This is a genomic window from Niallia sp. FSL R7-0271 (assembly GCF_038005785.1).
Classification (GTDB): Bacteria; Bacillota; Bacilli; order Bacillales; family Cytobacillaceae; genus Niallia.
In genome coordinates this window covers 156,127-179,998 of sequence record NZ_JBBOTZ010000002.1, presented here as the reverse complement: position 1 = coordinate 179,998, position 23,872 = coordinate 156,127, and the positions used below count along the sequence as shown (strand labels likewise).

Here is a 23,872-nt window from a genome sequence, read left to right as displayed (position 1 = left end):
ACCACCGGGCTAGTGTCCGGTGGTTTTTTTTCTAAGAGGCATTATTAGTTTTTTCAAGCAGATTATAAATAAATCCGTCACGTACAGATTGCGTACAGTATAGGAAATAAGGAGATTGTGTCATCTCCATTAAGATAGAGATAATCTGCACTGCTGGTATGATTATATCTTTTCTCTTCTTGGATAGTCCCTTAATATTGGCACGCTCTGTTACACTTAATGAGGATAACTCTTCATATACATGATGAATATCCTGTATGGACATATTTAATGAATTTTTCTTGCATTTAGCTTTATGTATGCGTGATAAATTTTTAGCACTTCCGCCAATCCCGATAACAGGAAGTCCTGCTTTGGACAACCATGGGAGAGTTTGAAGCTGTTCGACAAGATACGCTTGAAGCCGCTCCGTTTGCTGTGCTGTCACATTTTCACCTTTTGTGAATTGGTCGTTTAAGTTGACTGCGCCAAAAGGGAAGCTGTGGTATTCGACCATTTGGCGGTTTCGGAACAGGGTAATTTCGGTGCTTCCGCCGCCAATATCAATGGTAATGCCATCTTGCAAATCTGTTGCTTGAATGATGCCAAGAAATCCAAAATACGCCTCTTCATAGCCGCTTAGAATCGAAAAAGGTATACCTGTTTCCTGTTGAATCTCTGCTAAGACATCCTCTTTGTTGGCTGCATTGCGGATGACAGCAGTCGCAAAACCAATAATTCGGTTCACTCCACTTTCCTCGCCATGTTTCTTAAACTCTTTTAAAATTTGCAAGGTAAAGTCTATTCCTTCTCTTGTAATGTTACCTTGACTATTTACGTAGCTGATGAGACGTGCAGCCACTTTGACGCGCTTTGCTTCTTCCGTTTTTACTAAGTTGTTTTCAATTTGATAGATAGCAAATTGAATGGAATTTGAGCCGAGATCAATGATGGCAATTGAGTTATCTTTCAATTATCGAATCCTCCCTTTGTAATTGTTAATATGTATATCTTATAAGAAAATGTAAAGAAAAAATATTAAGCTTTTGTAAAGTACGCCTATCCATTGTACCCCTAAGAATCCGATAATAATCTTACATTCTGGAAATCTTGCATATATCTACAAATATTTACAAAAATTTTACAAAGTAACCTGATATTCATCTGAATATTCGTGGTATTCTAATTATAGAATATTAGCAATAATTGTTAAGGGGATGTAAAAATGCAAACTCATCATGAGCAATGGAGCACCACTAATTTAGATAAACCTTCCTATTACAATAATCGAGAGTTGAGCTGGCTGGATTTTAACAGCCGAGTGCTGGAAGAAGCTGTGGATGACCAGAATGCTTTATTGGAAAGATATAAATTTTTATCGATTTTTAGTTCAAATCTGGATGAGTTTTTCATGGTGCGTGTCGCAGGACTGATCGATCAAGTAAAGGCTGGGTTTAACAAACCCGAAAATAAGGCGGGACTTACCCCAAAAGAACAGCTATGTGCTATTTCTCAAAAAGCCCATTTACTAGTAAAAAAACAAGATGAAGTATATCGAGATTTATCAAGAATTTTAGACAATGAACAGGTGAGCATCATTACAATTGATCATGCTGCACCACAGGAATTGGATATTCTGGAGGATTTTTTTGATGAACAAGTGTACCCTGTTCTGACGCCAATGGCGATTGACGCTTATCGTCCATTTCCAATGCTGTTAAATAAATCTCTAAATCTAGCAGTAATAATTGAAGAGAAGTCGCTGGAAAAGCGGAAGGAGCAGGAGCTGAACGGCAACTTAGTGATTGTGCAAGTTCCGGCTGTTATGGACCGCTTAGTTGAAATAACGCAAAAAGGAAAGCAAAGAAAGTTTGTCCTTTTGGAAGAAGTGATTTCCCGTTTTATTTATAAATTGTTTACAGGCTATAAAGTGGAATCTGTCACTTCCTTTCGAATTACCCGAAATGCAGACTTAACTATACATGAGGACGAAGCAGAAGATTTATTACTGGAAATTGAAGAAGAGCTGAAAAAACGAAAACGGGGAGCTGCTGTCCGTCTAGAATACCAAATGTCTCAAAGCAATCAAGGGGTTATAGATTATCTTAGAAAAGTGCTTGAGATACATTCAAAGGATGTTTATGTTGTCCAAGCTCCTTTAGACTTGACGTTCTTATTTTCATTTTATAAGAAAGTCGCAGCCACTCATGAACATTTAACAGCAAGAACCTTTATTCCTCAGCCTTCTGTTGATTTAGAAGGAGAAGGAGACATGTTTGAAAAGATTGCTGACCATGATGTTTTACTGCATCATCCTTATGAGTCTTTCGAACCAGTTGTGGAGTTTATGTCACAGGCAGCAGATGATAAGAATGTATTGGCAATAAAGCAAACCTTATACCGTGTCAGTGGAGATTCGCCGATTATTGAAAGTCTTAAACGAGCAGCGGAAAATGGAAAACAAGTAACTGTCCTAGTGGAGCTCAAGGCCCGTTTTGATGAGGAAAACAATGTTCAGTGGGCTAAGGAATTAGAACAAGCCGGCTGTCATGTTATATATGGAATGACGCATTTAAAAACCCACAGCAAGATAACTCTTGTTATCCGCAGGGAAAAAGGTAAAATTCAACGTTATGTTCATTTGGGAACAGGAAATTATAATGATGCCACAGCCAGAATTTATACTGATATGGGGCTTCTGACAAGCAATGATAAAATAGGCATTGATGCCATCAATTTCTTTAATTATTTAAGCGGATATATGGAAAAGCCATCTTATCATCATTTATCTGTTTCACCTTATGGTATTCGGGATACGTTCATTGAGCTGATTGACAGAGAAATTGCCTATCATAATGAATATCAAAATGGCAGAATTATTGCAAAAATGAACTCTTTAACAGATAAAATAATTATTAAGAAATTGTATGAAGCATCGATTGCTGGTGTAAAAATTGACCTCATCATAAGAGGAGTATGCTGCCTGCGTCCCGGTATTGAAGGAGTCAGTGAAAATATTAAGGTTCGAAGTATCGTAGGAGAATTTCTCGAACATACGAGAATTTTTTATTTCCATCAAAATGGGAATGAAAAGGTATATTTGTCATCAGCTGATTGGATGACGCGCAATATGGAAAACCGAGTAGAGATACTATTCCCAATTTTAGAGAATCATTTAAAAGAGAGAATCCATGAATGCCTGCTTCTTATGCTTCAAGACAATTGCAAGGCTCGCGAGCAAGATCGCAATGGCAAGTATAAATATGTGCCAAGAACCAATGGAGAAAGGCATATAAACAGCCAGAGGATCTTTTGTGAAGAAGCCATTCAATATAGGACCAAAATTAAAACAGCAAACTTGGAAACTATGAAGAATCGCACAAAGTTTTCAAGTTTAACAAACTCCTATTTTTTTCGTCTTAAAGAAATTGTTCCATTACTAAAGAGATAATCTACAGAGCATTCCTTATTTAAGAGGAATGCTCTTTTTATTGAAATGAAATGGTTGTTTATCAATAATAATAAAATAAAAAACAATATTATTTTATTGTAAAACGATAAATATTGTGGTAAATTAAAAACACATTAATTAGTGAGGTGTTTTTTGGTGAACAAAGTGTCAACGCTGTTTTTAAAAATAGCTGTAATTTTTATTGGACTTCCAATTCTTGCTTTATGTATCTTTGCGGTTCCAGCTATCGGGAGATTTGCTGAAGAGCTGCTGCCGGATATTTCCTTTATAAAATTTCTTGTTATCGCCTTTTTTTATGTTTCGGCAATTCCTTTTTATATCGCTCTATACGAGGCATTTAAATTATTAACTTATATTGATAAAAACAAAGCCTTCTCAAAAATATCAGTGAAATCCTTAAAGGTAATTAAATTTTGTGCCATTACAATAAGTGGCTTATTTGTACTAGGATTGCCGCTCTTTTATTTCGTTGCAGATGCTGACGACGCACCAGGAATAATAATTATTGGCTTAGTTATTATATTTGCCTCTTTGATCATTGCGGTCTTCGCCGCTGTTCTGCAAAGGCTTCTTCAAGAAGCTATCGAGATAAAATCAGAGAATGATCTAACGGTCTGAGGTGAAAAAAATGGCGATTATTATAAATATTGATGTAATGCTAGCAAAAAGGAAAATGAGTGTTACCGAACTTTCAGAGAAGGTTGGAATAACGATGGCTAACCTGTCTATATTGAAAAATGGAAAAGCGAAAGCGATTCGATTGTCAACGTTAGAGGGGATTTGTAAGGCATTAGATTGTCAGCCTGGAGACATTTTAGAATACAAAAGTGATGAAGATACAGAGTAGATAATAATTTTTAGCAGGAGGCTGCTCATGAATGTAACAATTGAAAAATGGAGACAAAGATCAGCGTTGAAGCAATTGCTACTTTTTGGTTGGGAGCAGGCTCTGTCATGCTTGTTTCCAGTCGTTATCTTTGCCTCCTTGGCAGTTACACAATATTTTTCGCTTCCCTTTCTGCCAAGGTATGACTGGCTGCTGTTAATCTGCCTGTTTATGCAGTGGATGATGGTACGGTCTGGAATGGAAACAAAGGATGAGCTAAAGGTTATAACCTTATTCCATATTATCGGTCTTGCCCTTGAACTGTTTAAGGTGCATATGGGCTCGTGGTCTTATCCTGAAGAAGGATATTCTAAGATTTTTGGAGTTCCGTTATACAGCGGCTTTATGTATGCAAGTGTAGCGAGTTTTCTGTGTCAGGCCTGGAGAAGGCTTAAGGTGGAGCTTATTAAATGGCCGCCATTTTGGGCAGTGGTTCCACTCGCATTTGCGATTTACTTAAATTTTTTCACCCATCATTATTGGATCGATCTGCGTTGGTGGTTATCTGGATTAGTTTTAATTGTTTTTTGGAAATCATGGGTAGTCTACGTGGTGGATGGAATTCGTTACCGCATGCCACTATCACTGTCCTTTGTACTGATTGGTTTTTTTATATGGATAGCCGAAAATATTGCCACTTTCTTTGGAGCTTGGCAATATCCAAATCAAAGAGAAGCATGGAGCCTTGTTCATCTTGGCAAGGTAAGCTCATGGCTGTTATTAGTGATAGTAAGCTTTTTAATTGTTGCAACACTCAAGCAGGTTAAAGGGAAGAGTACAGAATAAAAGTGGAAAAGGCAGCATATTTTGCTGCCTTCAGCTTGTCGCTAAAGTTATGAGATTGGTTGGAGCGGTAGGGGGGAGACTGTGCGTGAACAGAGAAAAAGCGGCTCGGCGCATTAACCACTGCATCAAAAAACTAATCATCCTGTTGTAACAGGACAGGAGATATCTACTGCCTAATAGGCTGAAGACAATTATCAAGATTAAGTGCAGTCTATTTTATTCTATTTCAGAAAGTACTTTTTTTAGTAATGCTGGCGGTAAGTCATAACTTAATCGTCCATTAAGACTGCTATGAAGTTCAATGGTAATTTGCCTTGAATCTTTATTAGCCTTTTTAACTCTCAGTACCATTCGTGGGTCTGTATATATTTCAACTGTATTTTCCCTTTGTTTTATTGTATGTTCCCCATATTTTTTTATCATGGAACTTCCTCCTATTAGACTGCAGCGATTGCAGTCTTCTTTTATCAGCATTCTTTTTATATTATACATAAACTACCATCAGTTGAAGGCTGTGGAATTAAATTTCATTATTTGGAAAAATTCCATTATCGCTTTATGAAATCTTAGTAAAGCGGAAATAATAACACTATATAAATATAAAGAGTCTTGGTCAGAATGTGATGGTGTTCATAATGAATTTCCAGAAATATATATTGTTAGCTGTTATTTTATTATCCGCTGCAGGGTGTTTGGCAATTATCCGATTTGACTGGAAGCGATACGGTCTTATTTATTTAATTAGTGCAGTTACAGGGAACTTGTTATGCTTTTCTTTAACGTATATAGGATTTTATACTTTTTTTAACTATTTGCTTGAAGATTATTCGATAACTCCAGTGCTGCTCGTTTCCACACTTTTTCCATTGATTGCTTTATTTGCAATAAGGTATAGTCCAAAACTATGGATTTGGAAAATACCTTTTTATTGGGGAATTATCCACTTAGGATTAGTTGGGGAAGTTATCTTAAAAAACTCTGTTATCTTTAAATTTGAAGCGGAATGGGATTTGTGGGACAGTTATACGCTTTGGTGGATAAATTATTTGTTATTTGAGTTATTAGGCGGAAAGATCGTACCGCCAGAAAAAAGAAAACCATTGAATGCTGAGTCCTTGCGATATGGTGCATGGGCTTGGATTTTACTGCATTTTATATTCATCACAACGATATTTTTAGCAGGTATATATGTGGGAGTAACTGTCTTTAAATAATAGAAATCATAAAAAATGATTGTCAAGATTTTTAGAGCATGATACTATTAGTTGAAATTAAATCCCTTTAATCTGGTCCAGAGAGTCCAAAAAGGCGAAAAGTGAACTCATACATATTCTTTCATGATGTCTATGACTACCCTTTTGTCCTTTGGATGAAAGGGTATTTTTTATAACTATACTTTAATTAAGTCCTGTGAGGCTTGAAAGGAGAACGACAAAATTGGATTATCGCAAAAAAACAGTAGTCGCATCAGTAGCCGGATTGACATTAGAGGGCATGGATATTATGTTTATTTCCTTTGCAATGTCAATGATTATCGCAGATTTTCATATTGATATGGCTGCAGGCGGACTAATTTCCTCAATTACTAACATAGGTATGCTTGCTGGAGGAGTTATCTTCGGCATATTGGCTGATAAATTCGGGAGAGTCAGGGTCTTTACGTACACTATTCTTCTATTTGCAATCGGGACAGCATTAACAGGTCTGGCGCAGAATATTGAACAAGTATATATCTTTAGGTTTATTGCAGGTCTTGGTGCAGGCGGAGAATATGGTATTGGCATGGCACTTGTGGCGGAAGCTTGGCCAAAGAATAAACAAGGGCGCGCTTCTTCTTATGTAAGTGTAGGTGCCCAGTACGGTGTTATTTTAGCAGCCTTGCTTAGTGCGATGATTCTTCCTGCATGGGGATGGAGAGGGTTGTTCTTCGTTGGTTTGGCACCAGTAATCTTTGCCTTTATTGTTCGCAAAAAGCTGGATGAATCACCAGAATGGCTGGCTTCACAACAGAAAAAGCAAGCTGTGAAAAAGGAAGGGAAACTAAAGCAATTATTTGCTAGCCCTAGAATTACTGCAACAACCATTGCATTAGCTGTGATGGCAACTGTGCAAATTGCCGGATATAACGGTCTGATGATATGGCTGCCATCCATGCTGCAGCAATCTCAAGGACTTTCTGTTTCAAGCTCTGCCCTTTGGACAATCAGCACAGCAGCTGGAATGATTGCTGGGATGCTGACATTTGGACAATTTATTGATCGTCTTGGCATGAAGCTCTCATACGGAATCTTCTTATTCGCTTCGGCAATTGCGGTATTTCTTTACTCCTTTGCATCAGGCAGTATCGGTCTATTAGTAGGCGGCGCGATTGTTGGCTTCTTCTCGAATGGAATGTTTGCAGGGTACGGCGCATTAATCAGCAAGTATTATCCAGTAGAAATACGCAGTACAGCAACAAACACAATTTTTAATTTCGGAAGAGCTTTAGGGGGATTATCTCCAATACTAGTAGGTTATATCCTACAGCATGCCAACGTAACAGCGGCAATGGGATATTTGGCCCTGCTTTACTGCATTTCCTTCATTGCGATGCTTAGCTTGCATAAAAGAGCAGGAAGTGAAAGTAAACTTAAACCTTTAGCAAAAACAGTTTAAAATGGAAACAAGCCATTCTCCGCATTAGAGAATGGCTTGTTTATTTTTTCAGAGAAGAAATCAGCTGTGGCCGACTATTGCATGCGGAACGTAAGGCTCTTCAAGGAAGGTGATGTCTTCAGGTGTTAGTTTAACATTCAAGGCACCAGCAGCATCCTCAAGATGGGACAGCTTTGTAGCACCGATAATAGGTGCTGCCACTTGTTCTTTTTGCAATATCCATGCAAGTGCAATGTGAGTGCGGGGAACACTATATTTTTCTGCCAACGATGCGACACGCTCAATAACTAAGCGGTCTGCACTCGATGTAGCATCGTATTTAGACTTCTGAATCTGGTCTGTCTCTGAGCGATGTGTTGTAACAGACAAGTCACGGGTTAATCTTCCAGAGGCGAGCGGGCTGTATGGAGTAATCGCTATTTTTTCTTCCTTGCATAGTGGCAGCATTTCTCGTTCTTCTTCACGGTAAATAAGATTTAGATGGTTTTGCATGGACACAAATTTAGTCCAGCCATGTTTTTCCGCTGTATGCAATGCTTTTTGGAACTGCCAGGCAAACATGGCAGACGCGCCAATATATCTTGCTTTTCCTGCCTTTACAACATCATGCAAAGCTTCCATCGTTTCTTTAATAGGGGTATGATAATCCCAACGATGAATGATATACAGATCCACATAATCTGTTTCTAATCTTTGCAGACTTTTATCCAATTCACTCATAATTGCTTTTCGAGATAACCCAGAACCATTAGGTCCTTGGTGCATTTGACCGTGTACTTTCGTCGCGATAACAACCTCATCACGATTAGCATAATCCTTTAAAGCGCGCCCAAGAATTTCTTCACTGGAACCAAGTGAATATACATTGGCTGTATCAAAAAAATTAATTCCTAAATCAAGGGCCTTCTTAATAACAGGGCGGGAGTTCTCCTCATTTAAGACCCATTGATGCAGCCACTTGCTGGCATCACCAAACCCCATACATCCAAGACATAATCTAGATACATCTAATCCTGTATTACCAAGCTTTACATACTCCATTTGCTTCTTCCTCCCTGTCTTTATGTGATATAGGATTATTATCGCATAAAGCAGGTGAGGTCTTTAGCCCAATACTATCAAGTGTTTGCCTAATCCTCTCATAAAACTAAATGAACAGCAGAAATGTTTCTGCTGTTCATGTTTTCATTATTCTAAAATTCGCATATGCAAATTAGTCAAAGATTGACCTGTTGCAGAAGCGGTTAAGTTTGCTTCTAAGTCAAAGCCTTCAACCGGTTCTATGCGGGAAAACTTAAGCAAAAAAGTCTCTAGCACAATTCTCATTTCCAGGCGGGCAAGCGGTGCTCCTAAACAGAAATGAGGTCCATTGCCAAAGGTAAGGTGTTTTTTGTTGTTTGACCGGTGAATATTTAGCGTGAAGGGATTTTCGAACATATTTTCATCCATATTGCATGCACTCATCCAGGCAATCACGACATCCCCTTTTTTCAGCTCTACACCTAATAGATTGTTATTCTGTTTAACAGTCCTGTCTCTTCTTGACAAGTGAAACCGATAACGGAGCATTTCCTCGACTGCATTTGGGACGAGCTCGAGATTGCTCCGCAGCTCTTCGTATAAGGCTTCATCATCATACAGCAATGAATAGAAGGTATTAGCAATGGCATGACTCGTAGTTTCAACGCCTGCACCTAACAGCACCATTGTAGCTTGGACAATTTCTTCATCAGTAAACCTGTCTCCATCCACTTCGGCACGGATGAGGTCGGAGATAATATCATTTGTCAAATTTGTCCGTTTTTGAACAACAATCGGATAGAGGAATTGAAAGTATTCCTTGGCAGCCTGTTGCTTCTCGAGTTCAATATCCGCTAGCCGCTGTCTGTCGTACGGCTGGAAGAGAATATCCACCCATTTTTTGAACTGATGACGATTGTTAACTGGCACACCAAATAAATCAGCGATAACAAGACTAGGGAAAGGGGCAGCTAGAGCTTCAACAATATTAACAACATCGTTCGCTTTTATATCATCAACCAGTTCTGCGGCAATCTGCCTGATTCTAGGTTCCCATTCTTTTAAGCTCCGAGGAGTAAAAGCAGAGGCTAACAGCGACCTGCTTTTTCTATGCTGCGGAGGATCAAGATTGGTGATGTTTATTGGTGATGGTTTATCGGAATTACTTTCGTTCTTGGCTCCAACAAAAATCGTTGTTCTAGTACCGGCGCTGGAAAAATACTCATGGTTGCTTAACACTTCTTTGACATGCTCATATTGAAACACATTCCATGTATTGGTTTCCTTATGAAAAAAAATAGGATGTTCCTTTAGCATTTTTTGGTACCAGGCAATCGGAAAAAATTCGTCTGTACGTGATTGGAAATTGGTGATTTCTTTAATGGGGATTACTTCTTTTATCATTTTGCAGTTTCTCCTCCTTTAAATAGATCAAATGTTTTTATATAATCATGTCCGTTTAGCATCTGTAACTGCTAACAGCATGTCATTCACGTTGTTGTGCGAGAAAAGCATGTGCGCCTATTTCTACTATACTCTAATTTGAGTAGTAAAAAGTAGCGATTACGATGAAAATTAACAAAAATAGGTAAAAAATCCTGAAATCTTAAACTAGCAAACTTGTTATTGTAAGCGTGTTCTTTTATAATCAGGAAAAGATGTTAGAAAAAACTAACTTGGTTATTTTTAGGAGTGATTTAGTGGATTTAAATAAGTATATATCCGGAAAAATTTCTCTAAATGATTATGTTCATCGTATAAACCAGGGTGGAGCTGCTTTTCATGTTCATTATTGGGGAGTTATGCCTAAGCATTATGATAATCAGCTGCATAAGCATTCTTTTTTCGAAGTATGCTTTGTTGTCGAGGGAGAAGGCTTTTATATCGATGAACAGTGCAGTTATCCGCTCCAAGGTAACACCATCTTTTTATCAAGACCAGAAGTGCCACATCAAATAAAAAGCGAGCAAGGACTATCACTCTTGTATGTAGCCTTTGAACTAATGGAATCAGAGTCGACAGAAAGCTGGGTTAATATAATGAATTCAGCTAAAAAATGCGCACCGGTGCTTTTACATAATAGTGATACAGAGACCGGCTATTTGTGGAAATCTCTGCTTATTCAGGCTACAAAGCATAAGCATGAATTCTTTGAAGAGATGCTAGTTACTATTGCCGGTTCGCTTATCATTTCGATTCTTCAGGATTTTGTTCCTGATTTGAATAAAAGCAGTCAGAAAGAAGAGCCAGATCAGCATTCTGATCTTCTTACACAGGCACGCCTGTATATTCATGATAATTTATCTAATTGCTTAAAGCTGACAGAAGTAGCAAGGCATCTGCATATATCTGGAAGACACTTGTCTAGGGTTTTTGTTTCTGAATTAGGTATGAGCTTCTCGAAGTATGTGCAAGATGAAAGGATTAAGAAAGCGAGCATGCTGTTAAAAAAGACAAATTTATCATTAAAGGAAATTGCTGAAGAGACAGGATTTATGAATGTCCAATATTTTACGAGAGTTTTCACCTCGATGATGCAAACCTCACCAGGGCGGTTTAGATCAATGTTTATCAATATACATACAACAACATATTCTGATACTTGACCTCCATGAAAAGGGAGGTCATTATTTTTTCTGAGTGGAAAGATGTCTTAAAAGTATAAAAACATGTCTTCAAAATTTAAATACTATTCATTAAATCTTTACTATAATTACATACGTAAACACAGTGTTAATGTATGAATGCGAACAATAGTGAAAACGTATTCAATTTGGATGAATTTAAAAAGGGAGGAAGGCATTCAATGAAATTATCTTATGTAACGGACAGTATGGCACATTTATCCTTTGAGGCAATGCTTGATGAAGTAGCTGAGCTTGGAATTGATACTATTGAAATGACGACAGGGGGCTGGTCTCCTGCACCACATTTAAATCTTAATGAACTATTGGAAAGTGAGCAAAAAAGAAACCACTTCTTGAATAATCTTGAGAAACGCAATATAAAACTATGTGCCTTGAATTGTTCTGGCAACCCTTTGGATCCAGGCGAATTAGGAAAGCAGCATCGAGAAATCACCGATAAAACGATGGAATTGGCAGAGCTATTAGGAGTTAAAAAGGTCATTATGATGAGCGGCCTGCCTGCTGGAGGTCCGGAAGATAAAGTTCCTAATTGGATTACCTATACAGTCAGCTGGCCGCCGGTATTAAAAGAAATACTAGATTACCAGTGGAATGAAGTTGCGATTCCTTATTGGAAGGAACTTGTGAAAAAAGCAGAATCATGTGGTGTTGAAAAAATTGCACTTGAAAATTTCAGCTCACAATTAGTCTATAATCCTGAAACATTATTTAAACTCCGCAATGAAGTTGGTCCAATTGTTGGTTTAAATCTTGATCCTAGCCATCTTATCTGGATGGGTGCAGACCCGATTCTAGCTGCCCGAGAACTAGGAGTGGCGATACATCATGTTCACGGCAAAGATGTGCGAATCGAAAGACATCTATCTGCTGTTAATGGCATTTTGGAAACAAAGGAAATAACAGATGTAGCCAATCGGGCTTGGAATTATGTAGCTGTCGGCTGCGGGCAAGACTTGCAGTGGTGGAAAGAGTTTTTCTCTGTTGTGAAGATGATGGGATATGACGATGAAGTTTCTTTAGAAATGGAAGATTTGACGATGTCCGTAGAGGCTGGAATAAAAACATCAATTGATGCTCTGCAGCAAACGCTGAGTTTTTAATAATCATACCAATATATATCTGAATATTCAAAATAAAGGAGTGGTTAAAAATGTTAAATGGGGAGAAAAAAATAGCAAGACCGATACGTTGGGCAATGGTAGGAGGAGGCCGACTTGGACAGGTTGGTTATAAGCATAGAATAGGTGCATTGAGGGACAATACGGCATTTGAATTGGTTGCTGGCGCCTTTGATATTGAGCCAGCAAGAGGGAAGGAGTTCGGCATAAATTTAGGGGTGGCGGGAAATCGCTGCTATCCTGATTATAAAACTATGTTTGAAGAGGAAGCCATGCGAGAGGATGGAATTGAGGCTGTTTCCATTGCCACCCCAAATGGAACACATTATGAAATATGCCGTGCTGCGCTCGAAGCAGGGTTGCATGTTATTTGTGAAAAGCCGTTGTTTTTTTCATCAGCAGAGGGTGAAGAGATTAAGAGACTTGCAGAGAAAACTGGCAAAATTGTCGGGGTGACATATGGCTTCTCTGGAAATCAAATGCTGCTGCAGATGCGAGCAATGATTGAACAAGGAAAAATCGGTGATATTCGAGTTGTTGATTTGCAGTATACACATGGTTTTAATTCAAATGATAAATCAGATAAAACGAGTGCTGCTCAAAAATGGCGTATTGATCCTAAGGTAGCAGGACCAAGCTTCGTTTTAGGAGATTTATCCACACATACGTATTATATGTCCCAGTTGATTATGCCCGACATGAAAATAAAAAGGCTGCTTTGTGATCGTCAAAGCTTTATTGAAAGCCGTGCTCCACTTGAGGATAATGCTTTTGTACTCATGCAGTACGAAAACGGAGCAGTTGGCAGGCTGTGGACATCCTCCATTAATGCCGGCTGTATGGATGGTCACAGAATCCGGATAGTAGGGACGAAGGCAAGCTTAGAATGGTGGGACAGCAAACCAAATGAATTGAGATATGAAGTTCAAGGAGAACCTATTCAGACTTTAATTCGGGCAATGCCTTACTTGGATGACGCTTGCAATGCTGATGAGAGATTAGGTGCACTCCATCAGGAAGGCTTATCAGAATCCTGGGCAAATATTTACTTGAAGTTCGCAATTGCCATAGATGCGAAAAACCGCAATGATGAAGAAATATTAAATAGTCTAGTGTATCCGGATATTGATGCTGGTATTGCAGGCATTCGCTGGATTGAAAATTGTGTTCGTTCTGCAGATAACGGTGCCGTTTGGGTAGAATATGAAAATCAACAAAAGCTTTCGTCCACACATTAATTGGGTTCTTAGGCAGGGGGGAGCAGTTAATCAGACTGCTTCCCAACAATCCCTATCAACAGCAGCAGGTTATAAATGTAAGCGCTTTATATAGTTTGGAGATAAACCTCTCAACCGTAATTCCAATATTGTATAAAGGAGTAATCAGTATGACAAATATAGAGATGTCTGAACAAATCGTTCAAGCAAAGCCTCCCAAGCAAAAAGATCCGAAAAAATTTCTGAAGCGCATAACAATTGTGTCTACATTTGGAGGACTTTTATTTGGATATGATACAGGGGTCATAAACGGGGCACTCCCCTTTATGGCAGACAAGGATCAATTAAATTTATCTCCTTTTACAGAAGGGCTTGTAGCAAGCTCATTAGTATTAGGAGCAGCCTTTGGGTCCATTTTTGGTGGCCGCCTGGCAGATACGAAGGGCCGTCGCAGGGTTATCTTATATCTTGCTGTGCTGTTTTTCTTTTCTGCAGCTGGCTGTGTTATCGCACCAAACACAGCTGTTATGGTTGGTTTCCGTTTTCTGCTCGGGCTAGCAGTCGGCGGGTCTTCTGTTGTAATTCCCTCTTACTTGGCTGAGATGGCTCCCTCTGACAGACGCGGAATGCTCGTTACCCAAAATGAATTAATGATCGTTACAGGTCAATTTTTAGCATATATATTTAATGCTCTAATTGGAAATATATTTGGAGATACAGGGCATGTATGGCGATATATGCTAGTTATTGCGACATTACCGGCAGTTGCCTTGTGGATTGGTGTGCTCATCCTGCCTGAAAGTCCTAGGTGGCTGGCTTCAAGGGGCAGATGGGCAGAAGCGCTAAAAATCCTTAACAGAATTCGGACAGAAAGCATTGCCGAGCAGGAAATGAAGGAGATAAAAGCAAATCTTTCTGCTGAACAGAAGCACAAAAAGCTGGGTTTTCGTGATTTAGGAACTCCATGGATTCGAAGAATTGTATGGATAGGAATTGTGCTTGGATCAGTTTCCCAGCTAGTCGGCATCAACTCTATCATGTATTACGGAACCCAAATTCTTGAAAATGCTGGGTTTGGCACTAAAACAGCTTTAATCGCCAATGTCGCAAATGGCTTGATCGCTGTGATTGCGGTTATCGTTGGCATGTCGCTGTTGAACAAAGTGAATAGAAGACCCATGCTGCTTACGGGCTTAATAGGCGTTACTGTTGCTCTCATTTCCATTGGAACTTCTGCACACTTCCTGGAGGGTTCAGCAATGCTCCCATACATCGTTTTATCAATGACAGTCTTATATTTAGCGTTTTTCCAAGGTGCAATTGCCCCATTAGTATGGCTTATCCTTGCGGAAATTTTCCCAATGCGGCTCCGTGGAATAGGGATGGGGCTGGCAGTGCTGTTCTTATGGCTTTGTAATTTTCTAGTAGGATTGTTCTTTCCTGTACTGCTTGCAGGTATTGGACTTTCTGCGACCTTCTTCTTATTTGCCTTGTTTGCCATTATAGGTGTGATTTTTGTAGCTAAAGCTGTGCCTGAGACAAGGGGACTTTCCTTGGAGGAAATTGAAGATAATTTTAAAAGCAAGGAATTTAGTTAATATAAAGAATCCCTGCTAAAGCAGGGATTCTTCACAATTACATATAGAAAAATAGTTTAATTGTCTGCTTCTTGTTGTTTGATCCAAGCATCAATATGGTCCAGATTAAATAGCATCGTATCCCCTATAAGCCGTTGATGGGGAATGGTTCTGGCCTTGATTAATCCGTTGACATCTTCCTCAGAAAGGGGATAGCTCACCGATTGCAGGTAAGCAATTAGATTTTGTATTCCAACTGCCTTTCTCAAAAAATCACCTCCCACAAATGCCTCCTTACTAATTCAAATAAAGAGACTTCAGTATGAGGTATTTTTTAAGACTCGGCTGCTAATTATATACCCAAAAAAATATTTTTGAAAACTTTTTCACCTTGGTAACAAGGGAGTTCTGACAACTGTCTAATAGACGAAGATACCTGCTAAATATAGATGATTTACAAATTTATTGAATGATATTTAGGAGAGAACTCAACATATGTTTTGCCTGTTCACTCTAACTTTTTATAAAAATCCGGTTGACATTATTTAAAATTAGCAATATAGTAAAACACATCTTAACTAACAAAAACCGAATATACCACTTCTTATCCAGAGAAACCGAGGGATCAGGCCCTATGACGTTTCGGCAACGGGTTTAATAAACACCGTGCTAACTCCTGCAAATGTGTGACAACACATTTGAAAGATGAGAATGAGGATTTATAATTAAAGCCCTCTTTTTTCTTCTGGATATAGGAAAAAAGAGGGCTTTTTGTTGTTGATTGATGCAAAGGAGAGTGAATAGATTGATTGAATTCAGTCAAGTGGCGAAAACATTTGTATTAGGCAAAAGGAAAGTGGAAGCAGTTAAAGATGTTTCCTTAACTATTCAGAAAGGAGAAATTTTCGGAATCATTGGTTTTAGCGGTGCAGGCAAAAGCACATTGCTGAGACTTGTAAATCAGTTGGAAAGCCCGTCTAATGGATCAATTAAAATTCAAGGGGAAGATTTATCAAGCTTCAGTGCAAAAGAAATACGCAAACTAAGAAGACGAATCGGCATGATTTTTCAAAACTTTAACTTGTTTACCTCTAGAACAGTAGCTGGTAACATTGCTTATCCTTTAAAGTTGGCAGGCAAGCCAAAGGCGGAAATAAAGGAAAGAGTCGATGAGCTGTTAAGATTCGTTGGGCTGACAGATAAAGCGAATGACTATCCGGAACAGCTTTCAGGTGGACAGAAGCAGCGGGTCGGCATTGCGAGGGCACTTGCTAATTCGCCGGATATCTTAATCTGTGATGAAGCTACTTCGGCATTGGATCCTGACACGACGGCAGACATTCTACGGCTTTTAAAAAAGGTAAATAAAGAGTTTGGAATCACCATTTTACTTATAACACATGAGATGAATGTCATCCAAACTATTTGTGACAAGGTTGCTGTTATGGAAAACGGTGAGGTCATCGAAACTGGCAATGTGTTTGATACGTTTACAAATCCACAGCATCCGACAACAAAACGGTTTATCCAATCCGTTCAACAAGATCGTCCGTCTGATTCGCTGCTTCAGCAATGGAAACAGAGTGGCGGAAATAATCTTTATCGAGTTATTTTCAAAGGAGAACTAGCGAATACACCATTGCTTTCACAAATATCACGTAAGAACAATGTGGATGTCAATATTGTTTATGGCTCTGTTCAAGAACTGCAAGAGAAGTTTTTCGGCAATTTACTAGTTTCCTTCGAAGGGGAAGCAACAGCTATACATACAGTCGTTTCCGAATTAGAGAAGACTGTCACAATTGAGGAGGTGATTATAGAATGAAGGTCGATTGGACGACGTTTTGGCCACGAATTGTAGATTCGACAGGCGAAACCATTCTAATGGTCATTATGACTTTGATTTTTGGTTCAATTCTGGGTATTTTGATAGGTTTACTTTTATTTGTAACAAGAAAAGGAAATATTCTTGAAAATAAGCTTGTATTTCAGTTGCTGAATATACTCATTAACATTATCAGACCGATACCTTTCATTATTTTCCTAGTAGCAATAAGCCCGCTCACTCGGACAATAGTAGGAACAACAATCGGTACATGGGCAGCAATTTTCCCGATGACGATTGCCGCTGCATTCGGTATAGCTAGGGTAGTTGAAAACAATCTTATCAGCATTGATCCTGGTGTCATTGAGGCAGCGAAGGCAATGGGTGCAAGCCCGCTGCAAATCATCTTCACTGTGTTAATACCAGAAGCGTTAGGACCGCTGATTCTCGGTTTAACCTTTGTGACCATCAGTTTAATAGATTTTTCCGCTATGGCAGGAACTGTTGGCGGCGGGGGATTAGGATATGTTGCCATGACGTACGGCTATCAGAGATTTGATGGCAGTGTCATGCTGGTAACAGTTATCATCCTGATTTTGCTCGTTCAGGTTGCACAATGGATTGGAAATACATTATCTAGAAAAATTATGCGCAGATAAATAAAAAAGAAGAGGGGAAAAGAACATGAAAAAATTAGTGAAACTTGTTGTTGTATTACTTGCTGTGTGGGCACTTGCAGCATGCGGAAATGAGTCAGCTTCAGGAGATTCGAAAACAGTAAAAGTAAAAATCGGGGTAACAGGCACAGATGGTGAGGTATGGCCGTTAGTTAAAGAAAAGGCGGAAAAGGAAGGGATAGAAATAGAACTAGTTGAGTTCTCAGATTATACGCTTCCGAACCAGGCGCTTGCTAACAAGGAAATTGATATCAACTCATTTCAGCATATTGCTTTCCTAAGCCAGTTCGCAAAAGAAAATAATGCTGATTTAGTACCGATTGGTGCTACAGTCATCGCTCCAATGGGAATTTACTCTGAAAAAATTAAAGATGTTAGTGAACTAAAAAAAGGTGATAAGATTGCGATCCCTGATGATCCATCAAATCAGGCTCGTGCATTAAAGCTGCTTGAATCTGCAGGATTAATCAAACTTTCAGATGACTTTGGACTGTTTGGTGATCCAACTAAAATTGTGGAAAATCCGAAAGACCTTGATATTTACCCAGTTGTGGCACAACAGACTCCACGTGTCTTACCAGATGTGGCAGCATCTGTAATTAATAACGGTGTAGCTGGCCAGGCTGGATTCGATCCGGTCAAGGATCCAATTTATTTAGAAAATGCGGATGACGAAAGTGTTCTTCCATATGTAAATGTGTTTGCAGCACGTGCAGAAGATGCTGATAATGAAACATTCCAGCGCATAGTCGAGATTTATCATGAAGAAGACGTGATAAAAGCGGTCGAAGCAGATACAAACGGCGGCTCCATTGTAGTCGACACACCGAAAGAAGACTTAGTGAAACAATTTAAAGGATTGTAGGAGGAGATAAAATGGGCAAAGTGTACAATGGCTTAGACGTGATTAATCATTCTGTTGACAGCAATAAGGATCTTTATGTAGAAACCAGTCAAGCGATTCATTCAAGACCGGAAATCGGCAATCAAGAGTTTTTTGCAAGTAAAACCTTAGTAAATTTATTGGAAGAGGCGGGTTTTGCAGTAGACACAGGAGTGGCTGGCCATGAAACTTCCTTTTACGCAGTAAAGGACAGTGGGGTGTCTGGTCCGACAGTTGCTTTCCTTGCAGAATATGATGCACTACCAGGTCTTGGCCATGCTTGCGGTCATAACATTATTGGAACAACTAGTGTTGCCGCAGGAATTGCACTTGCCGAAACACTGTCAGAAACAGGCGGCCGTGTCCTTGTTCTCGGAACACCGGCAGAAGAAGGCGGTCCAAATGGAAGTGCTAAAGGCAGCTTTGTGAAACATGGCTATTTAAAGGATGTCGATGTTGCCTTAATGCTCCATCCTGCTGGGAAAACTTCCTTGACGAGTGAAACACTTGCTGTTGATCCTCTAGATTTTCATTTTTACGGAAAAGCCGCACATGCTGCAGGCTCACCTGAAAAAGGCATTAATGCGCTTGATGCTGTCATCCAGTTATTCACTGGCATTAACGCATTAAGGCAGCAGCTAACTTCTGATGTGCGGATACATGGAATTATTACACATGGCGGCGATGCTCCTAATATTATTCCTGAATATGCATCTGCACGCTTCTTTATCCGCGCTGAATCGTGGAAAAAAACGGAAGAGGTTGCCGTGAAAGTTCGTGCCATTGCAGATGGCGCTGCATTAGCAACAGGTGCGACTGTAAAAGTGGAAAGATTCCAAAATGAGGTAAAGGATTTTGTCATTAATTCTGTATTAGATGATATTCTTAAAACGGAGCTAGAAGCGGTTGGCGAAGTTGTTTCTGTGGAAAAATCAACAGGCAAAGGTTCAACCGATGCTGGAAACATCAGTTATGAAGTTCCGACTGCTCACGGACATATTAAAATAGGGCCAGATGATTTGATTGCACACACAAATGAATTCAGAGAAGCGGCTCGTTCTAGTATTGGCAATGAAGCCATTACTAAAGGAGCAAAGGCACTTGCTGCAACAGGTTATCGTTTGCTGAAGGACTCTGTGCTGCTTCATCAAGCCAATAAAGCTTTTAACACAGCAAAACAAGCGAAAAATTAATAACATCAATATGTAATCTTGTTAGGAAAGACAAAAGCTCTGGGCATTTGCCGTTTCTTAAAAATCTATTATTCATATAATCATATTGAGGATATCGTCCATTCTCGTTTCAAGAAGCTTTCAATAGCGCTTGGATCCATCATCATATTATTATTTCTTTAGGTGCTCCTATTTTGGAGCACCCTTTTTGTATATTTTATAAATATTATGTTGAAAAGAAATCGAAAATAAAATTTTTAAATTGGATGGAAGCAGGGGAAAGATATCGCCCATCTACCCAGGCTAAAGCAATAATTCGTTCGTAATCAGGAGGATCAATCGGTATTTTCACCAAGTGATTCAGGCTGGTGTCTTTCATATCAGGAAGGATGGATATCCCCAGTCCTGCTGCGACTAAGCCGGCAATCGTGTCTGGTTCATCTCCCTCAAAAGCTATTAATGGTTGAATTCCCGCTTCCTTAAACATTGCCTCTGTCAAGATTCGCATAGCGTACCCCTTTTTTAGCAGGATGAATGGTTCATTTATTAGCTGAACTAATCTTATACTGTTAGACTGTGCAAGATTATGTGCCTTTGGTACGTAAACGAATAGCTGCTCACTAAAAAGCTTGGACCATGCAATAGGAGTGTGTATTTCAACAGGACTTATTAGACAAAAATCTAGTTCTCCTTTTTGCATATCTTCTAATAAGGAGTGCGAAGGGTTTTGCTTTAAAGCTATATTAATAGCAGGAAACTCACTGCGAAAAGCAGCGATTAAATCAGGAATTAAATTAGTGCTTAATGTGTGCAGAAAGCCAAAGGAAACAGTTCCTCTGCCAGGTTCAAGTAATTCGTGTATCTCTCTTTTTCCGAGTTCAAACTCCAGCATCATGGAGTCAACGTGCTTTAAGAACAGCCTGCCGTATTTGTTAAGCTTGATGGAACGGCCTTGCCGTTCAAATAGCGGTGCCCCTATTTCTTCTTCAAATCGTGCGATGGAGCGACTTAATGCCGGCTGTGTAATAGAGAGTGCTTCAGCAGCTTTTGTGACATGCTCCATTTGGGCGAGGGTTCGGAAGTATTCAAATTGTTGCCATTCCATTATTACAACTCCTTCTCTTATTACATATATGCATCGAAAATATGATTATTATGAATTATACATCATTATTAGCAGGTGTTAACATGAAGAGGAAAAAGTATAGAGGGAGTTGTACAAAAGAGATGGCTTACATAAATAATGGAACACCTTTATTTCGTAAAACTAGCATTGCGTTTTTTGCTGCAGGATTCAACACATTTGCCATTCTGTATTGTGTACAGCCATTAATGCAGGAATTTTCATCAGAATTTAAGTTGTCTGCTACTATGGCAAGTTTGGCTCTGTCTGTAGCAACTATTTGCTTAGCCGTAAGCATGCTCCTATTTGGATCATTATCAGAAGTATGGGGGCGAAAACCGGTTATGGTTTCCTCCATGCTGGTTGCCTCCATTTTATGTTTGCTGACTGCGTTCAGCGCCAATTATTACTATTTGCTTTTCTTACGGGCATTAACGGGAATTGTTTTGGCTGGAGTGCCTTCAGTGGCGATGGCATATCTTGGTGAGGAAATGGAATCCAAAAGTCTAGGAAAAGCGATGGGATTGTATATTAGCGGTAACGCCGTTGGTGCAATGGGAGGAAGAATTATTTCAGGTATTCTAAGTGAATTTTTCAGCTGGCATGCTGCAATCGGCGGCATAGGGGTAATAAGCATTGCTGCTACTCTTTCTTTTGCCTTAACTCTGCAGCCTTCTCGAAATTTTCAAGCGCGTAAGCTTAACATGAACGTTTTAGGCAGGTCTCTAATAAAAACCACTTAAAGGATCCAGGACTGCTTTGTTTATATGGTCTTGGTTTTTTATTGCTTGGAAGCAATGTAGCGCTGTTTAACTATATTGCCTATGTGCTCACAAGTAAGCCATATTCTTTGCAGCAAGGTGTAGTCAGCTGGATTTTTCTATTATTTATTATTGGCATGTTCAGTTCGATATGGATTGGCAGGCTTGTGGACCGCTACGGACGACATTATATCTTAATTGCGAATCTCTTTCTAATTATAATAGGAGCTTTGTTGACACTGCATGTGGGCTTTTTGGTCTGGAAGATAATGGGCTTAGCACTGACTACTTTTGGTTTTTTCGGTGGCCATTCGATAGCGAGCGGCTGGGTCAGCCAGAGAGCAGCTGCTAACAAAGCTCAAGCTTCTTCTTTGTATTTGTTTCTGTACTATACAGGTTCAAGCGTGGGTGGAACACTTGGCGGAGTTTTATGGTCTCACCTTGGCTGGAGCGGTATCGTTATCATGGTTATTGCGTTTACTTTTATCGGCATTGTGCTCGCAGTAGCCCTTCTCAAAATCACTGGAGTCACGAAACCTGCAGCCAAGTCGAAACAGGTGCATATTTTCTAATAAAGGGTGCTAGACTGGCTGCACCCTAGTCGTGTCAGTTTATTGATTGCTTTCAATTTGCTTTAGCACCCTTCCACCTAATGTTGATGAGGCATTATATAAATATTGCAGAACAGTGCTTCTAGTTTCATCCGAAACTCCTGCAAGATCATTTGCAAGATTTTGGACTAGATGGTCTTGCTGGATAGGTGGAAGGGTATGAAAATAGTGTCCAGCCTGTGTGAAATCATCTTGCTTTTTGATATCGCTCCGTTGAAGCCTGCCGCTTACCTGTCTTCCTTTGCCGCTTGTAATAAGAGAGGAAGTATCCCATTCACTTTGTTGATTTATCGGTAAATCGCGGAATCCTGGACCGAGCCGGCGCCGCTGTGAGTCCCAGTATATATTGGAACGGCCCTGCAGCATTTTATCATCAGACAATTCGGCTCCTTCTAATAAATTTGAAGGAGAAAAAGCCACTTTCTCCACTTGTTCCATATAGTTGTCTGGATTGCGGTTTAATATCATGCGGCCGACGGGGATAAGGGGATACTGCTGTTCATCCCAAACCTTCGTATCATCAAGCGGGTCATATGGAAGACTTTGCTCATCGTTTGTATTCATCAGCTGTACATAAAGGATATATTCTACCTTCTTACCTTTTGATATAGCAGAAAACAAATCCTTACCGGCAATATCAGGATCTGCACCGTTCCAATGTGCTGCCTCTTTGTTATCGATAAACTTTATCCCGGAAGACGGAAGCCAATGATATTTCACATAGCGGCGCACACCTTGGGCATTTTTCCACACATATGTACTTACACTGTGGCCGGGAATATGGCGCAAACTTTTAACTGTCCCTGCATCTGAATATAACCTTACTACGAAATGGATGGATTCAGGCGCCCGTGCCACAAAGCTCCAAAACCGTTCCGGATCAATCAAATTATTTACAGGAGAGGGAAGAAAGGCTTTTATTGATTCAGGGAACCGGATGGCATCTCGGACAGAGAAGACAGGAATATGGTTGCAAATTAGATCAAAAACCCCTTCATCTGTATAAAATTTGGTCGAAAATCCTCGCACATTCCGAGATGTGTCTGGTGTGCCTTTTGTGCTGACTGCAAGGGAAAACCGAACAGTAACAGGGACCTGCTGCCCCGGCTCCTGTAAAAAGCAAAGCTTTGTATATTCACTCATAGAATAGATGGTTTGAAAATAGCCGAAAGCCCCGTAACCTTTCACATGTACAGGTCTCTCCAATATTTTTTCATGGATAAAGTTTTCCAAAGTTTCGTGAAGAATATTATCCTGCTCAAGAACAGGGCCTCTGTCTCCGACTGTTTCTGAATGCAGCGCCCCAGGTAAATCGCCTTGCCAATCTGCCGGGCTGCGGCCGTTTTTGTTTGAGGTACTTCTTTTGTTCAAATGATTATTATCTTTCAATATAATCCCCCCTGTTGTTCGTGAAGATAATTACCCGTTTATCGATGATATCGATACAAGTTATTCCATTTAA

Annotated in this window: 21 protein-coding genes, 1 pseudogene and 1 riboswitch; of the genes and pseudogenes, 15 read left to right on the top strand and 7 right to left on the bottom strand. The window is 39.6% G+C overall.

Features of this window, described 5'->3' with window-relative positions; translation table 11 throughout:
• Positions 1–31: 31 nt before the first annotated feature.
• Positions 32–952: a Ppx/GppA phosphatase family protein gene (locus MKX82_RS20885; RefSeq protein ID WP_251646498.1), complete on the bottom strand. Its 921-nt coding sequence runs from the start codon at positions 950–952 to the stop codon at positions 32–34.
• A 252-nt stretch (positions 953–1,204) separates the two neighbouring features.
• Here MKX82_RS20885 and MKX82_RS20880 point away from each other — a divergent pair, with 252 nt between their 5' ends.
• From MKX82_RS20880 to MKX82_RS20865, 4 genes are all read left to right on the top strand, one after another.
• Positions 1,205–3,430: an RNA degradosome polyphosphate kinase gene (locus MKX82_RS20880; RefSeq protein ID WP_341079843.1), complete on the top strand. Its 2,226-nt coding sequence runs from the start codon at positions 1,205–1,207 to the stop codon at positions 3,428–3,430.
• A 156-nt stretch (positions 3,431–3,586) separates the two neighbouring features.
• On the top strand, positions 3,587–4,069 hold the full coding sequence (locus MKX82_RS20875; protein ID WP_233318220.1) for a DUF2975 domain-containing protein: 483 nt from the start codon (positions 3,587–3,589) through the stop codon (positions 4,067–4,069).
• Positions 4,070–4,079: 10 nt separating this feature from the next.
• Entirely contained in the window at positions 4,080–4,298 is a 219-nt protein-coding gene (locus tag MKX82_RS20870) for a helix-turn-helix domain-containing protein (RefSeq protein WP_233318218.1), read from the top strand.
• A gap of 27 nt (positions 4,299–4,325) precedes the next feature.
• On the top strand, positions 4,326–5,123 hold the full coding sequence (locus MKX82_RS20865; protein ID WP_341079839.1) for a DUF817 domain-containing protein: 798 nt from the start codon (positions 4,326–4,328) through the stop codon (positions 5,121–5,123).
• 216 nt (positions 5,124–5,339) lie between these two features.
• Here the strand turns inward: MKX82_RS20865 and MKX82_RS20860 are convergent, their stop codons facing one another.
• On the bottom strand, positions 5,340–5,546 hold the full coding sequence (locus MKX82_RS20860; RefSeq protein WP_233318212.1) for a hypothetical protein: 207 nt from the start codon (positions 5,544–5,546) through the stop codon (positions 5,340–5,342).
• 212 nt (positions 5,547–5,758) lie between these two features.
• Between MKX82_RS20860 and MKX82_RS20855 the strand changes: the two genes are divergently transcribed.
• On the top strand, positions 5,759–6,337 hold the full coding sequence (locus MKX82_RS20855) for a CBO0543 family protein (protein ID WP_237943313.1): 579 nt from the start codon (positions 5,759–5,761) through the stop codon (positions 6,335–6,337).
• Positions 6,338–6,560: 223 nt separating this feature from the next.
• Positions 6,561–7,778, top strand: a complete 1,218-nt coding sequence (locus tag MKX82_RS20850; RefSeq protein ID WP_233318208.1) for an MFS transporter — start codon at positions 6,561–6,563, stop codon at positions 7,776–7,778.
• A gap of 60 nt (positions 7,779–7,838) precedes the next feature.
• Here the strand turns inward: MKX82_RS20850 and MKX82_RS20845 are convergent, their stop codons facing one another.
• Both MKX82_RS20845 and MKX82_RS20840 read right to left on the bottom strand, forming a co-directional pair.
• Entirely contained in the window at positions 7,839–8,819 is a 981-nt protein-coding gene (locus tag MKX82_RS20845) for an aldo/keto reductase (RefSeq protein ID WP_341079834.1), read from the bottom strand.
• Positions 8,820–8,966: 147 nt separating this feature from the next.
• Positions 8,967–10,202, bottom strand: a complete 1,236-nt coding sequence (locus MKX82_RS20840; protein ID WP_341079833.1) for a cytochrome P450 — start codon at positions 10,200–10,202, stop codon at positions 8,967–8,969.
• A 296-nt stretch (positions 10,203–10,498) separates the two neighbouring features.
• On the opposite strand from MKX82_RS20840, the gene MKX82_RS20835 reads away from it, so the two are divergent.
• The 4 genes from MKX82_RS20835 (at position 10,499) to MKX82_RS20820 (ending at position 15,379) form a co-directional block, all read left to right on the top strand.
• Positions 10,499–11,404 (top strand): AraC family transcriptional regulator, encoded by a 906-nt coding sequence (locus MKX82_RS20835; RefSeq protein WP_233318203.1) that lies wholly within the window; start codon positions 10,499–10,501, stop codon positions 11,402–11,404.
• Positions 11,405–11,604: 200 nt separating this feature from the next.
• Positions 11,605–12,546, top strand: coding sequence for a sugar phosphate isomerase/epimerase family protein (locus MKX82_RS20830; RefSeq protein ID WP_233318200.1), 942 nt, complete (start codon positions 11,605–11,607; stop codon positions 12,544–12,546).
• Between the two features lie 50 nt (positions 12,547–12,596).
• Positions 12,597–13,802, top strand: coding sequence for a Gfo/Idh/MocA family protein (locus MKX82_RS20825; RefSeq protein ID WP_341079831.1), 1,206 nt, complete (start codon positions 12,597–12,599; stop codon positions 13,800–13,802).
• A gap of 149 nt (positions 13,803–13,951) precedes the next feature.
• A complete protein-coding gene (locus MKX82_RS20820; protein WP_341079829.1) occupies positions 13,952–15,379 on the top strand; it encodes a sugar porter family MFS transporter in 1,428 nt (475 codons plus the stop codon).
• Between the two features lie 56 nt (positions 15,380–15,435).
• Here the strand turns inward: MKX82_RS20820 and MKX82_RS20815 are convergent, their stop codons facing one another.
• On the bottom strand, positions 15,436–15,627 hold the full coding sequence (locus MKX82_RS20815; protein ID WP_233318195.1) for a hypothetical protein: 192 nt from the start codon (positions 15,625–15,627) through the stop codon (positions 15,436–15,438).
• 332 nt (positions 15,628–15,959) lie between these two features.
• Positions 15,960–16,070: riboswitch (SAM riboswitch) on the top strand.
• A gap of 93 nt (positions 16,071–16,163) precedes the next feature.
• Between MKX82_RS20815 and MKX82_RS20810 the strand changes: the two genes are divergently transcribed.
• Genes MKX82_RS20810 through MKX82_RS20795 form a run of 4 tightly spaced genes read left to right on the top strand, consistent with a single transcriptional unit; the run spans position 16,164 to position 19,936 of the window.
• Positions 16,164–17,183 carry a methionine ABC transporter ATP-binding protein gene (locus MKX82_RS20810; protein WP_233318194.1) on the top strand — a complete coding sequence of 340 codons (1,020 nt, stop codon included), beginning with the start codon at positions 16,164–16,166 and terminating at the stop codon, positions 17,181–17,183.
• Positions 17,180–17,842 (top strand): methionine ABC transporter permease, encoded by a 663-nt coding sequence (locus tag MKX82_RS20805; RefSeq protein WP_237943309.1) that lies wholly within the window; start codon positions 17,180–17,182, stop codon positions 17,840–17,842. The genes MKX82_RS20810 and MKX82_RS20805 overlap by 4 nt, the downstream gene beginning before the upstream one ends.
• Positions 17,843–17,867: 25 nt before the next feature.
• Complete coding sequence (locus MKX82_RS20800; RefSeq protein WP_341079821.1) at positions 17,868–18,725, top strand: MetQ/NlpA family ABC transporter substrate-binding protein; 858 nt, start codon at positions 17,868–17,870, stop codon at positions 18,723–18,725.
• Positions 18,726–18,736: 11 nt separating this feature from the next.
• Positions 18,737–19,936, top strand: coding sequence for a M20 family metallopeptidase (locus MKX82_RS20795; protein ID WP_341079819.1), 1,200 nt, complete (start codon positions 18,737–18,739; stop codon positions 19,934–19,936).
• A gap of 205 nt (positions 19,937–20,141) precedes the next feature.
• Here the strand turns inward: MKX82_RS20795 and MKX82_RS20790 are convergent, their stop codons facing one another.
• On the bottom strand, positions 20,142–21,020 hold the full coding sequence (locus MKX82_RS20790) for a LysR family transcriptional regulator (RefSeq protein ID WP_233318187.1): 879 nt from the start codon (positions 21,018–21,020) through the stop codon (positions 20,142–20,144).
• A gap of 122 nt (positions 21,021–21,142) precedes the next feature.
• On the opposite strand from MKX82_RS20790, the pseudogene MKX82_RS20785 reads away from it, so the two are divergent.
• Positions 21,143–22,371 (top strand): annotated as a pseudogene (locus MKX82_RS20785) (MFS transporter).
• A gap of 39 nt (positions 22,372–22,410) precedes the next feature.
• On the opposite strand, the gene MKX82_RS20780 reads toward MKX82_RS20785, so the two are convergent.
• Positions 22,411–23,799, bottom strand: coding sequence for a catalase (locus MKX82_RS20780; RefSeq protein ID WP_396953813.1), 1,389 nt, complete (start codon positions 23,797–23,799; stop codon positions 22,411–22,413).
• Positions 23,800–23,872: the final 73 nt, after the last annotated feature.

Coding starts and splice junctions, on each gene's coding strand:
- MKX82_RS20880 (WP_341079843.1), top strand. CDS start 1,205: ATGCAAACTCATCATGAGCAATGGAGCACCACTAATTTAGATAAACCT.
- MKX82_RS20870 (WP_233318218.1), top strand. CDS start 4,080: ATGGCGATTATTATAAATATTGATGTAATGCTAGCAAAAAGGAAAATG.
- MKX82_RS20865 (WP_341079839.1), top strand. CDS start 4,326: ATGAATGTAACAATTGAAAAATGGAGACAAAGATCAGCGTTGAAGCAA.
- MKX82_RS20860 (WP_233318212.1), bottom strand. CDS start 5,546: ATGATAAAAAAATATGGGGAACATACAATAAAACAAAGGGAAAATACA.
- MKX82_RS20855 (WP_237943313.1), top strand. CDS start 5,759: ATGAATTTCCAGAAATATATATTGTTAGCTGTTATTTTATTATCCGCT.
- MKX82_RS20845 (WP_341079834.1), bottom strand. CDS start 8,819: ATGGAGTATGTAAAGCTTGGTAATACAGGATTAGATGTATCTAGATTA.
- MKX82_RS20840 (WP_341079833.1), bottom strand. CDS start 10,202: ATGATAAAAGAAGTAATCCCCATTAAAGAAATCACCAATTTCCAATCA.
- MKX82_RS20830 (WP_233318200.1), top strand. CDS start 11,605: ATGAAATTATCTTATGTAACGGACAGTATGGCACATTTATCCTTTGAG.
- MKX82_RS20825 (WP_341079831.1), top strand. CDS start 12,597: ATGTTAAATGGGGAGAAAAAAATAGCAAGACCGATACGTTGGGCAATG.
- MKX82_RS20820 (WP_341079829.1), top strand. CDS start 13,952: ATGACAAATATAGAGATGTCTGAACAAATCGTTCAAGCAAAGCCTCCC.
- MKX82_RS20805 (WP_237943309.1), top strand. CDS start 17,180: ATGAAGGTCGATTGGACGACGTTTTGGCCACGAATTGTAGATTCGACA.
- MKX82_RS20800 (WP_341079821.1), top strand. CDS start 17,868: ATGAAAAAATTAGTGAAACTTGTTGTTGTATTACTTGCTGTGTGGGCA.
- MKX82_RS20795 (WP_341079819.1), top strand. CDS start 18,737: ATGGGCAAAGTGTACAATGGCTTAGACGTGATTAATCATTCTGTTGAC.
- MKX82_RS20790 (WP_233318187.1), bottom strand. CDS start 21,020: ATGGAATGGCAACAATTTGAATACTTCCGAACCCTCGCCCAAATGGAG.